This window comes from Pseudomonas sp. NPDC086566, from assembly GCF_050280885.1.
GTDB classification, from domain to species: Bacteria; Pseudomonadota; Gammaproteobacteria; order Pseudomonadales; family Pseudomonadaceae; genus Aquipseudomonas; species Aquipseudomonas vlassakiae.
The window spans coordinates 350,120-364,393 of the sequence record NZ_JBNNWD010000001.1 but is presented as its reverse complement, the minus strand read 5'-3'; the positions used below and the strand labels follow the sequence as shown (position 1 = coordinate 364,393).

The window sequence follows — 14,274 nt, the reverse complement described above, 5'->3', positions numbered from 1 at the left end:
CTGCCAGTTGTCCGCACTTTTCCACTGTCGCTAAATCACCTCGACGAGCTTGTGCTCAACGAGGAAACGACTCATGAGAAGTATTGCGAGCATGCCGGGGTGGCGCACCCTCTTACTGATCACGCTGCCCTTGCTGGCCGCACTGCTGCTGACGATTGGCTACCGAACCCGCCTCCCAGCCAGCGCCGAAACGTTCACACCGATGAGAAACCACGCAGCAACAGAGCAGGGAGAGGTCAATGCATGTTTGCGCGCGTCGGACGCTAACGACATCCTCACGCTCGGTCCCTGCCCTGGCGACAAGGTTGATGATGCCCTCGCCCGGTGGACGGTGCGCGAGGGTCCCGCTGGGCTCATGCTGGTCAACCAGTACCAGGTAGCGGGTGAACCGCAGCGCTGCCTGATCAATTACCAGTGGCAAGCGAGGATGGGCAGCTGTGACACCGAGCGTTCCGAGTCGCATTGGTTGCTGAGGGACATGGTGCCCGGATACGGTCGCCTGCAGAATGCCTACTCTACCGAACAACGATGCCTGGATAGCGACAAAGGCTCCGTAACGCTCGTCACCTGTACAGCGCAAGCGCAGCCCTCTGCGCAGTGGTCAACCGATGGCATGCCCCGAGACCCCGAATACAAGCAAACCAATCCCGACGCCTTTCCTCAGCCAAGAGCCTTGAAAGTGACGTCGCTGCCTTCGTCCATTGCCGAGCGTGACCGTGTCAAGCAATCGATGCTGTGGGCAGATTGGCAACCCGTAGGATTCTACCTCAATGCCTACACGCCACTGACCGTCACCGTGGCCGGAGACCTTGAGGGGGCGACGCTGGAGATGCTGATCGGCACACCCGGCCTGGTAGTACCCTGGGACCTCAACGAGCGCGAACCCCTGCCAGTCAGTGTGCCACTCGTAACAGGGGAGAACACGGTTTATGCGCCTCGCAGTGGCTTGCTTTCGGTACGCTTTGTCAAAGAGGTATCACCGCCTTCGAGCATCGACCTTCAACTGGGTCCGCAAGCTGAACCAGTGCCGTTCTTCAGCATGGGCAAAACGACCAACGAACAGTGGCAGCACATGCTGAAAGAGTCGACTATCCCACTCGCACAGCTGGTGAGCGACAAAGCAATTTTGACCAGTACCCTGCAAAGCATGCAGCAAGCCGCAGAGCCCGATGCCAAGGCACTGCTCGATGTCTATCAACAAGGTATCGATGCGCAAAACGCCATTGCTGGCCTCGATGCCAGCTCACAGCAGAATGAACCGAGCCACTTGCGACCGTTGATCGTCGAGACCCGGCAATCCGTCAACCCCACTGCCAGCGACTACCGCGCCATGCTGCCGTTTCCTGCTACCGGTATCCTGAGCGCCGACGGTGCCAAAGCCAACTGGGGGCTATGGCACGAGCTCGGGCATCATCGCCAGTCTCCCCTGTGGACCTGGAACCGCGGTTCCTTGGGAGAAGTGACCGTCAATATCTATACCCTTGCGGCTCTGCGCCATTGGTTTGGTGACGACTTCCTCCCTCCCACGGGAGGACCAAGCCCAGCGCATTGGGACAAGGCAATGATCTACCTGGCGGCACCAGACGAGGACCGCGATTTCGAAAACCTGGAGAAAGTCGAAAACGCGATCATTTTTGTAATGTTCGAGCAACTGCGCCGAGCATTCGGCGATCCTTTCTATCACAAGCTGGAGCAGGCCGTTCGCCGCCTTGATGACCCGGGCACTTCCGCCAAACGCAAGCAGTTGTTCCAGGTTGAGGCAAGCAAGGCAGCAAACGCCGACCTCTCTGATTATTTCATCCGATGGGGCCTGCGCCCCGACGCGCAGACACTGGCGGCAATCAAGGCGCTGGGCTTGGACAAACCCGTGGACGACCCCTCTACAGTCCCAGTATTCAAGGGTAGTAACGAGGATCGGATGCTGCGCTTGTGGGGGTTTTGGCGAGCCAACGGGAAATTACAGGTCGATGGCTACGCCGCACCTGCAAATGCTCGCATTCAAGTTCACCGCCAGGACGGCACCTGGCCCGACATTGCCGACATCGATCAACACTTGTTCTTCGACAACGACCAACTGGACGCCCAGTATCTGGTGGATGGCAAACAACAGCTAGAAGCACGCGTACAAGGCAGTAGCGAAACGCTAAAGTTCGAGGTCGTGGACCGGCCAGCAGTCACCGAGCTGTCGGCGCTACGTACACCTGAGAACAAGATCTGGATCAAGGGGCGTGCAGTACCCCCGTCAGCCGTCATCGAAGCCAGCAACCAGGACGGCTCCTGGCCAGGCGTTGCCAGTGTCAGCGCCAACGGTGACTTTGAAAACGACCACCTGGGCGACAACCATCTTGTCGATGGCAAAGAGACGTTCACAGTGCGCATGTTCTATGCCGATCGCTATTTCAAGGAACGCTATAGCGCCAAGGTCGCGCAGATGCTCGCGCTATCCGGGGAGCTCACCGAGAATGACGTTCTGATTGTCAGGGGCAAGGCGGCGCCGCCGGGCGCAGTGGTCGAGGCGCTAAACAGCGCACAGGAATGGGTCGGCATTCAGTCGGTAGGCCTCGATGGCAGGTTCATCAATGATCACCTCAATACAAGCTACCTGCGCGACGGTAAGCAAAGCCTGGAGGTCCGCTTGAAGCTTGCCGATTCGCGAGTGACAAGATCAATGACGGTGGTTGTTGCCAAGCCATAGCACTGTATCGGTCATGCCCTCGCAGCAATGAGGGCATGAGTGCCTTGTCACTTCTTGCGCTGCATCCAGGCAGCGCCCAGGCCACTCAGGCAGATGATGGCAATACCCAGCAGGCTCGCGCTGTCAGGCACCTGGCCATAGATCAGCAGCCCCAGCAACCCGGCAAACACGATCTGGCAGTAGCTGAACGGTGCCAGCAGCGCTGGCGCGGCATGGCGGAAGGCCTGGGTCAGCAGCAGGTGCGCACTCATGCCGAAACCGCCCAGGGCCAGCATCAACAACGCATGGTCCCAACGCGGCACCTCCCAGAAGAACGGCACCAGCGCACTCATCACCAGGGTGTTGCACAGCCCGGCGTAGAAGTTGCTGGTGGTCGGGCTGTCGTAAGCCGCCAGGATGCGCGTGAGCAACTGATAGAAGCAGAAGCCCAGTGCCGAACCGAACGGATACAGGATCGCCGGGGTGAACATCGCGCCCCCGGGGTGCACTACCACCAGCACACCGATGAAGCCCAACACCACCGCCACCCACTGCCCTGCCGTCACCCGCTCCTTGAGCAAGGGCGCCGACAGTGCAGTGACCAGCACCGGGGCGAGAAAGTTGACCGAGGTGGCCTCCGCCAGGGGCAGGTATTGCAGGCCGGTGGTGAACAGCAGGCTGGTACTCAACAGGCTCAGTGCACGCAAGGTCTGCAGCACCGGGCGACGGGTGCGCAAGACATTGAGCCCGGACTTGGGCAGGAAGATCCCGGCCATCAACAGCGTATGCACCACATAACGTGCCCACACCACCATGACGACCGGGTACAGCCCACCGAGGAACTTGGACAAGGCATCGTGACTGGCGAACAGGAAGGTCGCCACCACGACCAGGGCGATGCCACGCAGGGGTTGGTTGACTCCGGACAACGGTGTACTGGAACTCATGGCGTTCTCGTCGGCGGCGCGGCTCAGTGCTGCGCCAGGGGGCAGGTGCGACAGCACGGATTCTAGAAGAGATACGACAACTTAAGGAAGTTCAATTCCACGCTTTCCCTGGGACGCTTGCCATTCCGTTCGCTGATCGACCACTTTCCGCCGCCGCTGCATGGCCCGTGCCCGGCAAAACGAGCACTATCGCTTGCGGACCTTCGCCTTCGAACAAGGAGTTTTCATGCAACGGCTCACCACCCGCAATGGCCTCGACCTGCCCTGTATCGGCCTGGGCACCTGGCCGATGACCGGCGACGAATGCACCCGCGCCGTGCACCAGGCCCTGGAGCTGGGCTACCGGCACATCGACACCGCCACCGCCTACGCCAACGAAGCCGCTGTCGGCCAGGCCCTGCGTGACAGCAGCGTGCCCCGTGAGCAGATTCACCTGACCACCAAGGTCTGGTGGGACCGCCTTGGGCCCAAGGCCATGCGCCAATCGCTGGAAGACAGCCTGCGGGCGCTGGGCACCGAGCAGGTCGACCTGTTCCACATCCACTGGCCCGCCAAGGACTGGGACCTGGCCCGTAGCATCGAAACCCTGGTGGCATTGCGCGACGAGGGCAAGGCGCGCAGCATCGGCGTGGCCAACTTCCCCCTCGGCCTGCTGCGCCGTGTGGTCGAGGAACTGGGCGCGCCCCTGTCGGCAATCCAGGTCGAGTACCACGTATTGCTCGACCAGCAACCGCTGCTCGACTACGCCCGCCAGCATGACCTGGTGCTGACCGCCTACACCCCGCTGGCCCGTGGCCGCGCGGCGGAGCAGGCGGTGATCCGCGAGATTGCACGCAAGCATGGCGTACTGCCGAGCCAGGTGGCGTTGAAGTGGTTGCTGGATCAGGATGGCGTGGCGGTGATTCCCAAGGCCGGCAGCCGGGACAACCAGCTGGCCAACCTGGCAGCGCTGGAGGTGCGGCTGGATGATGCCGACCGGGCGCTGATTGCCGGGTTGCCGAAGGGGCAGCGGGTGGTCAGCCCGGAGTTTGCACCCGACTGGAACAGCTGAGTCCTGTCAGGGCCTCTTCGCGGGCTTACCCGCGAAGAGGCCCTGAAACGGTTACACACAAACCTGCTTCAAGCGCTCACTAGCCGGCGCCGGCCGCCCGTACAGGTAGCCCTGGAAATGCGAGCACCCTTCCGCCCGCAGCCGTTGCATCTGCTCCTCCGACTCCACCCCTTCGGCCGTGGTCTTGATCATCAGGCTGTTGGACAGTTCGGTGATCGCACGGATGATCGACATCGCCTCGCGGCTGTCGCACATGTCATGGACGAACGACTTGTCGATCTTGATCCGGTCGAACGGGAACGAACGCAGGTAGCCCAGCGACGAGTAGCCGGTGCCGAAGTCGTCCAGCGAAATCGACACACCCAGGTCCTTCAGCGCCCGCAGTGTGCGCACGTTCTCTTCACTGTTGCCCAGCAGCACCGATTCGGTGATTTCCAGCTCCAGGCGCTGCGGTGCCAGGCCCGAGTCGGCCAGGGCCAGGGCCACGGTGTGGACCAGGTTGGCGTTCTTGAACTGTACCGGTGACAGGTTCACCGACACGGTCTGCTCGGTTCCCCAGCTGGCCGCCTCCTGGCACGCCAGGTTCAGCGCCCGGGTGCCGAGCTCGTGGATCAACCCGGTTTCCTCGGCGATGGGGATGAAGTCCATCGGCATGACCATGCCCCGGGTCGGGTGCTCCCAGCGCAACAGCGCCTCGTAGCCGGTCACGCTATTGGTATGCTGGTCCACCACCGGCTGGTAATGCAGGTGCAGCTGCCCAAGGTGCAGCGCAGTGCGCAGGTCGGTTTCCACCAGGCGGCGCTGACGGGCAGCGACATCCAGTTCGAGGTGGAAACACTCGTAACGGTTACGGCCGTTGCGTTTGGCCTCATACAGCGCCATGTCGGCGTAGCCGAGCAGTTGTTCGGCCTCGTCGTTGTCGTCAGGGGCAATGGCGATACCGATGCTGACCCCCACCGCGAACTGATGACCCTCGATCTGGAATGGCGGGCAGATCGCCTCGATCAGGCGCCTGGCGGTGTTGCAGGCGGCTTCGCGGCTGTCCAGATGGGTCAGCACCACGGCGAACTCGTCACCGCCCAAGCGGGCCAGGGTGTCATGCTCGCGCAGCTCGCGGCGCAGGCGCTTGCCGAGTGCGCGCAGCAGCTTGTCACCGAAGGCATGGCCGAGGGAGTCATTGATGTTCTTGAAGTTGTCCAGGTCCAGGCACAGTGCGGCAGTGAGCTTTTCGTTGTCGTGACCGCGCACCAGGGCCTGCTTGAGGCGCTCGTTGAACAAGGTGCGGTTGGGCAGCCCGGTGAGGGCGTCGTGATGCGCCATATGGTGGATCTGCGCGTGGGCGGCCAGCTCTTCGGTGGCATCTTCGGCCACGAACAGCACGTACTCTGCCTGGCCCTCACACTTCTGGCTGAGCAGCGCACGGCTGCGCAGGGTGCGCGGGCCACAGGCGGTGTCGACCCGGGTTTCGGCGGCAAAGCCCTTGCTGCTGCGCGCCCCACGGCTGAGCTGGGTCTCCAGGTAATCCGCCGCGGCCGGTGCCAGGCACTCGCCGGGCGTGTGGCCGATCATTGGCTTGGCGCCCCCACCGAACAGGCGCTCGGCCTGCTGGTTGGCGAGCAGGATGCGCTGGCTTTCCAGGTCCTGGACGATGACGCTGGCGGGGATGTTGGCGATGACCGAATCCAGGAACTGCGACAGGTTGGCCATTTCCTGGCTGTACTGCTCGGCCAGCTCCTTGGCTTGCAGCAGCTCCAGCTCCTGCTGGCGGCGCTCGGAAATGTCGCGGGTGACCTTGGCGAAGCCGACCAGCTGGCCATGGTCGTCACGTACTGCCTCGATCACCACATGGGCGTGGAAGGCACTGCCGTCCTTGCGCAGGCGCGCACCGATTTCTTCGAAACGACCGGTGCTGCGCGCCTGTTCCAGGTTCTGTTCGGGCAGGCCGGCAGCGCGCTCGTCTTCGCTGTAGAACAACGAGTAATGCTGGCCGACGATCTCCTCGGCGCGATAGCCCTTGGCGCGCTGGGCGCCGGGGTTCCAGTTGGCGACAATACCGTCGGGCGTGAGCAGACAGATGGCATAGTCCACCACGCTCTGGATCAACAGCCGGTACATGATGTCGGGGCTTGCGACTAACGACATGAAAATTACCTGAACCTGCGACGTGTGCGAAAGGAACCCTGGCCAGAGGAGCCAGGGCTAGTGCTGGCATTATGCCTTGCGAGTAGATTTTGTGAAGTGGGTCACAGAATGTTGCTGCATGGCGTAACAGGTTCGGCACGTTGCAACAAATGTAGGAGCGGATTTATCCGCGATGCGCCGCGCGGGCGGCGCTCGATCTATGCCCCAACATCGACCTCAAGGCACACACCCGGCAGTCAGTGAAAGACCGACGTCACCTGATAAGTCAGCATGTCCGGCTCATCGTCGGGGAAAATCTGTTGCACTGGCCGTTGCAAGTCGGCCACCACGGCTTTGCAGAATGCCACCGCAATCGGGTCGAGGGCGTAGCAGCGCAGCAGCCAGTCACCCGGGCTGGCGAGGAACTGACTGGCCACGGCGCGGCCGATGCCCTGGCGCCGATAGCGCTTGAGGATGAACAGGTCGGCCAGTTCCAGTGCCTCGATGCCGGGCAATTCGCTACGTTCGACCAGCACGAAGCCGGCGATGAAACCGTCCACCAGCACCAGGCTGGCGCTCCAGCCTGGGGTCTGCCAGTAGCGCTGCAGGTGCTCTTCGTGGATGTAGAAACGGCCATCCACCTCGACATCTTCCTGCTCCCAGTCGGAGGACTCATAGGCATAGAACTGGTAGAGGTTACGGATCAGTTCGGCCTGGTCGGCTGTGGTGGGCAGCAGTTCGATGGGCAGCATGGCTGGGATGGCTCGGAAAAAGGTCATTCTAAGGTTTTTGTGTTACCTGTGATGGCCTGTTCGCGGGCCGTCACAGGCTTATGCTACAGCCGCCACCGCCTCGATCTCCACCAGCATCCCGTCCAGCGCCAGGCGCGGCACCGGTATCAGCGTACAGGTCGGCTTCATGTGCCCTCCCCAGGCGCGATCCGCCTCAGCCACCCACTGCGCCAGGCGTTGTTCACTGTGATCAACAATCAGCAAGGTCAGCTTGAACACCTGGGCCAGCTCCGCCCCTTGCGAAGCCAGCGCCGTCTGCAGGTTGGCCAGCGCCTGGCGGGCCTGGCCAGCAAAATCGGGCGACAGCTCCCCATGGGCATCCTCCCCGCCCTGCCCGGCGATAAACAGCAGGCGGCTGCCGCTGCCGACCACGGCGACGTGGGAATAGGCATTGGCGCTGGGGTCGTACAGGCCTTGCGGGTTGGACAATTGGAATGCGCGGGTCATGGGACGCTCCTTCGTATGAATGAGCGTCCGAGTCTGTGGGCTCGAGTTAGGTAGAGGTCAAGCTGTTGTAGGAATTTTCTTTGTTGCCGTGCAGAACCTCAACCACGTGTATGTAGGATTGCGCCGCACAGTTCGCTAGATTGCAGCTCCCGGCACGGAGGCCAGCACTGCGGCATAGCGCCGCTTCACTGAAGGAAAAGCCATGAGCAAGCCCTATGCGTTCCAACTCGCCTACACCATCAGCCCGGTGAACAATGATCATGAAGGTGACGCCGCGATAGCGCGAACCCACCTGCGCGAGGAAATGGGCTGGAAGACCTCCGGCAAAGTCGAAACGACGCTGCACGGTGAGGTTGTCCTGTCACCAGGTACACCTGACGAAAAGCGCAAGGAAGCCAGCAAGGCGATTCGTACCCGCATCCGTGACGCGTTCAAGGCACTGGAGGTAGAGGACACGATCAGCTTCGCCGGCAGCCTGATGGTCAGCGGCCTGGACCCGGCCATCAAAATCGGCATCACGCCCGATTGAAGCCACCGGTATCAGGCGCCACGCGCCTGATACCGCCGCCGTCATTTCTCCTCCAGCACGGCCCTGCCCTTCACTGCCCGCGGTCCACGCCAGGCCCAGAACAGCAGACCCGGGAACGGTGCATAAACCACGAACACAACCCACAGCATTTTACGCTCTGCGCGCCGATCGCTGCCGATGATGTGCCAGATGGCAAAGATCTCGAGCAGGATGACCAAGGCCGCGACAATGATCCAGATCGTTCCGATTTCCATGAGCACTCTCCCGTTTGGCATGTACTGGGTTGGGTTGCTGCCAGCGCTCAGGGTTCAGTCGGATTTGCTGCGAACGCCCGGTGACAAGCAGCGCTTGTGTCACCGGTGCCGAGCGGCCTGGATGATGATGGCGATCATTGCGTCACCTGCTCGCTAAAAGCACATTGGCGTGGAGCACCAGGCCAATGTCACGATGGAATGTCTGTGCGCCATCAGTGCGCAGGCACCCCGTCCAGGGCCGCCTTGAGCGCCACGGCATCGGCAAAGGCCTGCTCGCTCACCAGCACCCCATCCTTCAAGCGCAGCCATGAAACCTGCCCCGCCTGCCCCGGATAGCGACTGGCAATACGGCCTTCGCGGTCGAGCAGCACCCGGTAGCTGTAATCACGCATCGCCGGAATGGCGAACAGCTTGCTGATCAGCGCCGGCATGCGGTGGATATCGGCGACGAACACCGCATCGCGCGCCTCCAGGTAGCCCTTGGGCGCGTCGGCCAGGGCGGCCTTGACCAACTTGGCACCCTCCATGTCGCGGGCCACCAGCAGTATGTGAGTGTCGGTTTTCAGGCTGTAAGGCTGATCGTACTGGTCAAGCAGCGTCCAGGGTGCCAACCGCTCGCCTGGCTCCAGGGCGTGGGCCAGCAACGGCAGCAGACCGAACAGTAATGCGATGGCGTATTTCATCGGGGCTCTCCTGAACAGAGGCGCCAGCATAGCCCACTTGCCTCAACACGACCTGCACCACGACACGCGCGCGCCGGCGATTGTCTTTCCCGCACGCTGCCGCCACACTCTGCTGGCCAGCCAGGAAGCGGAGTCCAGAGTGCCCACCCCACGTCAGTTCAGCAAGAAGACCAGCACCAGTAACATGCTGCGGCTCAAGGCCAGCGCCGGTAGCCCCGAGGCGCCCTACCGCGTCGACTTCATCCTGCTCGAGCACTTCTCGATGGCCAGCTTCACCGTGGCGATGGACGTGCTGGTCACCGCCAACCTGCTGCGTGCCGACAGCTTTCGCTTCACCCCGCTGTCACTCAAGGGTGACCGGGTGCTCAGCGACCTGGGCCTGGAACTGGTTGCCAGCGAACTGTCCGCCAACGAACTCAAGGCACTCGACCTGCTGATCGTCTGCGGCGGCCTGCGCACGCCGCTGAAATACCCTGAACTCGACCGACTGCTGGGGGAATGTGCCGCCCACGGCATGGCCCTGGGCGGGCTGTGGAACGGCGCCTGGTTCCTCGGCCGCGCCGGTGTGCTCGACGATTACGGCTGTAGCATCCACCCCGAACAACGCGCCAGCCTGTCCGAGCGCAGCCCGCAGACCCGCATCACCCCGGCCAGTTTCACCCTCGACCGCGACCGCCTCAGCGCCGCCAGCCCCAACGGCGCCATGGAGCTGATGCTTGGCCTGGTGCGCCGCCTGTACGGCGACGGTTTGGCCGAAGGCGTGGAAGAAATCCTCTCGTTCTCCGGCGCCCGCTACCGCCAGGTCGGCCCAGGGGCGAAGAAGTCGATGAGCTTGCACCTGCGCACCATCGTCGAGTTGATGGAGAACAACCTCGAGGAGACCCTGAGCCTGGACCAGCTGGCAGCCTACAGCGGTCGCTCGCGTCGTCAGATCGACCGCCTGTTCCAGGCCCAGCTCGGCACCTCGCCGCGGCGCTATTACATGGAGCTGCGCATCACCAAGAGCCGCCGCCTGCTGCAGTACTCCGACCTGTCGGTGATGGAGGTGGCAGTGGCCAGCGGCTTCGTCTCGGTATCGCACTTCAGCAAATGCTACGCCGCCTACTTCGGCTACCCGCCGTCACGCGAGCAACGGCTGGGCGAGTAAGCGGGTTCAGGCGCGGATGTAGCTGAGCACCACGTCGCAGATCATCTGCCGATGACGCAGCTTGACCTGCTCGTCGGCCAGGTCGATCTGGAAGATGTCGCCGAAGGTATGGCGGTTGGACACCCGATAGAAGCAGAACGAACTCATCAGCATGTGCAGGTCGATGACCTCGATGCCCGGGCGGAACACGCCCTCTCTGACGCCACGTTCCAGCGTGCTGCCCAACGCCTGCAGAACCAGGCTGCTCATCTCGCGAATGGCCGGCGATTTCTTGATGTACTCGCCGTAATGGATGTTTTCGGTGCACACCATGCGCACGAAATCGACGTTGCGGTCATGGTGGTCGAAGGTGAACTCGGCTAGCCGGCAAATCGCCTGTTCGGCCGGCAGCGACTCAAGGTCCAGGCTCTGCTCGGTCTGGCGAATATCGCCATAAAGCTTGACCAGGCACTCGACGTACAGCTGCTCCTTGCTGCCGAAGTAGTAGTAGATCATGCGCTTGGAGGTTGCCGTACGCTCGGCGATGGCGTCCACCCGTGCGCCGGCCAGGCCCTGCTGGACGAACTCGTTGATGGCAGCCTGGAGGATGTCCTCGCGGGTTTTCTCGGGGTTGTTCTTGCGCGGTTGGCGCGTAGCCGAGGGTTCAGGCGGGCTGAGGGGGGCTACGGGGTCGGTCATGGGGGCTCACGGGGGTGATTATTGGAATTGGAGAGGGATTATCCGTGAGTGGGGGGATGCAGGGAAGCGGGCTGTTGGTCGAAGGCTCGCAGGGTGTGTGGCGTCTGGGTTATGCAATGCCTTGTCGATTGCGACGTTGGAACTAAGCCACAGTGGCTGCCCCCTAACCCTGTGCGATAAGCCCAATGTCATTCACAGGAAGGTTTGATCAATGAAAAGTGAACAGATCGAAGGTGTTGCGGAAAAGGTAGCCGGCAAGGCGCAGAGCGCAGCCGGCAAGTGGCTGGAAGATCCGGCCCTGGAAGCGGAGGGAGATGCGCGCCAGGCATCGGGCCAGCTCACCAAAAGCTATGGTGATGCACTGGATAACGTTTCCACATTTGTAAGGGAGAAGCCGCTGACAGCGCTGGCTGTGGCAGCAGGGCTTGCGCTGGTTGTCAGTCGACTGCTGCGGCGCTGATTTGCCGCGCAAAGCGTTCACCCATCAGTTATAGCGAGGCTTGCAGCGCCCATGAGACCGAGCACCGTCCGGCGGCTCGGGCTCATGGGCATTGGCAAGCGCTGCCGGGTTGCCGTTTCGCTGATCGGCGGCAGCGTTCGGAACAGTAGCGCACCTGGTCCCAGCATCGCGCCCAACGCTTGCGCCAGCTGAACGGCAGGCCACAGACGGGGCAGACCTTGCTCGGCAACGGCTTTCGCATATCCGCGTGTCACGGAGTACTTGCCGGTCGATGCCGGCGCTGGACGATGGACATGGTTTGAGTACCGATGATCACAACACCGGCTTGCGCGCCGCCCCGCTACGCCGCTTGGCCATCGCCGCCAGGCGCACCGCAACGTTCGCTGCGCCATACCCGGCATAGCCCCCCTTGCGCTGGATGATCTCGAAGAAGAAACGCTCCTCGAACGGCTCGGTGTACACATGGAACAGTTCGCCGCCTTGGGCATCACGGTCGTACAGCACGTTGTAGTACGCCAGTTCGCTGAGGAACTCGTCATTGAAATCGAACCGCGCCGCGAGGTCGTCGTAATAGTTCAGCGGGATTTCCAGCAACGGCACACCCGACTCCTTGGCCCGCGCCACTTCGGCGAAGATATCCGCACAATCGAAGGCGATATGGTGCACACCCGAACCGCGGTAACTGGACAGCGCATGGGCAATGGCAGTGTTGCGGTTTTCCGAGATGTTCAGCGGCAGACGCAGGCTGCCGCACTGGCTGCGCAAGGCGCGGCTCTTGACCAGGCCATATGGGTCGGGCAGCACCACTTCGTCGTCGGCAGCGAAGTCGAACAGGCTCTTGTAGAACAGCACCCAGCTGTCCAGCGACTCGGCCGGCAGCGCCAGGGCCATGTGGTCGATGCGCTGCAAACCGCCGGTGGCATTGGCCGCCGGGTCCAGGCGGAAGTCGGTGTCGTAGAGCGACGGCCCTTCCTTGCCCTGCTCCACCAGGTAAATCAGGCTACCGTCCGGCGCACGCACGGCTGGCACTTCGCATTCGTTGGGGCCGACTAGGCCGCGGAATGGCTGGCCGCGGAAGTCGGTGGCGCGTTGCAGCGCGGCGTGCTCGTCCTTCACCCGCAAGGCTGTGGCACACAGCGACGGGCCGTGGGCTTCGAAGAAGTTGTGGCCGAAGGAGTATGGCTCGGCATTGAGCACGATGTTGATGTCATTCTGCCGCAGCAGGCGCACCTCCTTGCTGCGGTGCTTGCCGGCTTCGGCAAAGCCCAGGCGCTTGAGCCAACCGCCCAGGCGCGCGCCGACTGCTTCGTCGACGGCAAATTCGAGGAACTCCACGCCGTCGTAGACACTGGCGGCCGGCGGGGTGAACAACACACCCGGTTCGATGGCAGTGCCTTCCTGCTCCAGGCGCAGGCGGGTCTGCTCTTCGAGGTACAGCAGCGAGCGCAGGCCGTCGGCGGCGTTCTGCCGAGTCGGCGCGGCACGGAAGCCATCGTTGAAGATTTCCAGCGACAGCGGGCCGCGGTAGCCGGTGGCCAGGATCGGCGCGAGGAAGCCGGCCAGGTCCATTTCGCCCTGGCCGGGGAAATTGCGGAAGTGGCGGCTCCACTCCAGCACGTCCATGTTCAGGATCGGCGCGTCGGCCATCTGCACGAAGAAGATCTTGTCGCCCGGGATGTCGCGGATCGCCGCCGGGTCACCTTTGAGCGACAGGGTGTGGAAGCTGTCCAGGATCACCCCCAGTGCCGGGTGGTCGGCCTGGCGCACCAGGTTCCACACTTGCTGGTAGGTATTGACGTGGCGGCCCCAGGCCAGTGCTTCGTAGCCGATACGCAGGCCGCGTTTGCCGGCGTGCTCGGCGAGCAGGCGCAGGTCGTCCACCAGGATCTGTTCATCGCCCAGGGCGTCGGCCTGGACGTTGCTGCACACCAGCACCAGGTCGGTGCCCAGCTCTTGCATCAGGTCGAACTTGCGCTCAGCGCGGTCGATGTTTTTCTGCAGGCGGTCGCGGCGGCAGCCTTCGAAGTCGCGAAATGGCTGGAACAGGGTGATGGCAATGCCAAGGTCAGCGCATATCTGGCGTACTTCGCGCGGGCTGCCGGCGTAGTACAACAGGTCGTTCTCGAAGATCTCGACGCCGTCGAAACCGGCGGCGGCGATGGCTTCGAGCTTTTCCGGCAGAGTGCCGCTCAAGGACACGGTGGCTATCGAACGCTGCATGGGGAAGTTCCTTGTTATTGGACGGACGACGCGCCGAGAACCCGTTGGGGTTTCTGGCACTGTTGATTATTCGCAGGTAAAGTCGGGCGGGCAATCTGTTTGTACGAAATGGTTAGTTTTGCGTTCGATTACCGCACAAAACCGATTTCGGCGAATTGATTCACTGCCAACCCTAAGCAAACATGGACCCAGACGCAGGCACACCGACCGCCCTCTTCTGCCTTGAAGGCCGTTCGCAGAACCTGCGCAGACAAGCCCAACGTCACAACATA

Annotated in this window: 14 protein-coding genes; 5 read left to right on the top strand and 9 right to left on the bottom strand. The window is 62.5% G+C overall.

Translation table 11 applies throughout. From position 1 onward, the window contains the following. Positions 1 to 73 precede the first annotated feature (73 nt). Positions 74 to 2,695, top strand: a complete 2,622-nt coding sequence (locus ACQKPS_RS01655; protein WP_427602301.1) for a M60 family metallopeptidase — start codon at positions 74 to 76, stop codon at positions 2,693 to 2,695. A 47-nt stretch (positions 2,696 to 2,742) separates the two neighbouring features. Here ACQKPS_RS01655 and ACQKPS_RS01650 read toward each other — a convergent pair whose 3' ends face one another. Further along, on the bottom strand, positions 2,743 to 3,621 hold the full coding sequence (locus ACQKPS_RS01650; protein ID WP_254480384.1) for a DMT family transporter: 879 nt from the start codon (positions 3,619 to 3,621) through the stop codon (positions 2,743 to 2,745). 226 nt (positions 3,622 to 3,847) lie between these two features. Here ACQKPS_RS01650 and ACQKPS_RS01645 point away from each other — a divergent pair, with 226 nt between their 5' ends. After that, positions 3,848 to 4,672: an aldo/keto reductase gene (locus ACQKPS_RS01645; RefSeq protein ID WP_254480385.1), complete on the top strand. Its 825-nt coding sequence runs from the start codon at positions 3,848 to 3,850 to the stop codon at positions 4,670 to 4,672. Positions 4,673 to 4,723: 51 nt separating this feature from the next. On the opposite strand, the gene ACQKPS_RS01640 is transcribed toward ACQKPS_RS01645, so the two are convergent. From ACQKPS_RS01640 to ACQKPS_RS01630, 3 genes are all read right to left on the bottom strand, one after another. Then, positions 4,724 to 6,814, bottom strand: coding sequence for a sensor domain-containing protein (locus tag ACQKPS_RS01640; RefSeq protein ID WP_254480386.1), 2,091 nt, complete (start codon positions 6,812 to 6,814; stop codon positions 4,724 to 4,726). Positions 6,815 to 7,050: 236 nt separating this feature from the next. Beyond that, positions 7,051 to 7,545 carry a GNAT family N-acetyltransferase gene (locus tag ACQKPS_RS01635; RefSeq protein ID WP_254480387.1) on the bottom strand — a complete coding sequence of 165 codons (495 nt, stop codon included), beginning with the start codon at positions 7,543 to 7,545 and terminating at the stop codon, positions 7,051 to 7,053. Positions 7,546 to 7,623: 78 nt separating this feature from the next. Further along, positions 7,624 to 8,031 carry a RidA family protein gene (locus ACQKPS_RS01630; protein ID WP_254480388.1) on the bottom strand — a complete coding sequence of 136 codons (408 nt, stop codon included), beginning with the start codon at positions 8,029 to 8,031 and terminating at the stop codon, positions 7,624 to 7,626. A 202-nt stretch (positions 8,032 to 8,233) separates the two neighbouring features. Here ACQKPS_RS01630 and ACQKPS_RS01625 point away from each other — a divergent pair, with 202 nt between their 5' ends. Beyond that, positions 8,234 to 8,560: a hypothetical protein gene (locus tag ACQKPS_RS01625; protein WP_254480389.1), complete on the top strand. Its 327-nt coding sequence runs from the start codon at positions 8,234 to 8,236 to the stop codon at positions 8,558 to 8,560. 41 nt (positions 8,561 to 8,601) lie between these two features. On the opposite strand, the gene ACQKPS_RS01620 is transcribed toward ACQKPS_RS01625, so the two are convergent. Continuing rightward, positions 8,602 to 8,814: a PLDc N-terminal domain-containing protein gene (locus ACQKPS_RS01620; RefSeq protein WP_054887292.1), complete on the bottom strand. Its 213-nt coding sequence runs from the start codon at positions 8,812 to 8,814 to the stop codon at positions 8,602 to 8,604. 212 nt (positions 8,815 to 9,026) lie between these two features. Then, positions 9,027 to 9,497 carry an FAD/FMN-containing dehydrogenase gene (locus tag ACQKPS_RS01615; RefSeq protein ID WP_254480390.1) on the bottom strand — a complete coding sequence of 157 codons (471 nt, stop codon included), beginning with the start codon at positions 9,495 to 9,497 and terminating at the stop codon, positions 9,027 to 9,029. A gap of 139 nt (positions 9,498 to 9,636) precedes the next feature. On the opposite strand from ACQKPS_RS01615, the gene ACQKPS_RS01610 reads away from it, so the two are divergent. Beyond that, complete coding sequence (locus ACQKPS_RS01610; RefSeq protein ID WP_254480391.1) at positions 9,637 to 10,644, top strand: GlxA family transcriptional regulator; 1,008 nt, start codon at positions 9,637 to 9,639, stop codon at positions 10,642 to 10,644. A 6-nt stretch (positions 10,645 to 10,650) separates the two neighbouring features. Here ACQKPS_RS01610 and ACQKPS_RS01605 read toward each other — a convergent pair whose 3' ends face one another. Further along, positions 10,651 to 11,322, bottom strand: a complete 672-nt coding sequence (locus ACQKPS_RS01605) for a TetR/AcrR family transcriptional regulator (RefSeq protein ID WP_254480392.1) — start codon at positions 11,320 to 11,322, stop codon at positions 10,651 to 10,653. Between the two features lie 211 nt (positions 11,323 to 11,533). Here ACQKPS_RS01605 and ACQKPS_RS01600 point away from each other — a divergent pair, with 211 nt between their 5' ends. Next, complete coding sequence (locus tag ACQKPS_RS01600; protein WP_283725277.1) at positions 11,534 to 11,782, top strand: CsbD family protein; 249 nt, start codon at positions 11,534 to 11,536, stop codon at positions 11,780 to 11,782. An 82-nt stretch (positions 11,783 to 11,864) separates the two neighbouring features. On the opposite strand, the gene ACQKPS_RS01595 is transcribed toward ACQKPS_RS01600, so the two are convergent. Beyond that, entirely contained in the window at positions 11,865 to 12,023 is a 159-nt protein-coding gene (locus ACQKPS_RS01595; RefSeq protein ID WP_254480393.1) for a DUF2256 domain-containing protein, read from the bottom strand. A 71-nt stretch (positions 12,024 to 12,094) separates the two neighbouring features. Continuing rightward, entirely contained in the window at positions 12,095 to 14,002 is a 1,908-nt protein-coding gene (gene quiC / locus ACQKPS_RS01590) for a 3-dehydroshikimate dehydratase QuiC (RefSeq protein ID WP_254480394.1), read from the bottom strand. Between the last annotated feature and the right edge of the window lie 272 nt (positions 14,003 to 14,274).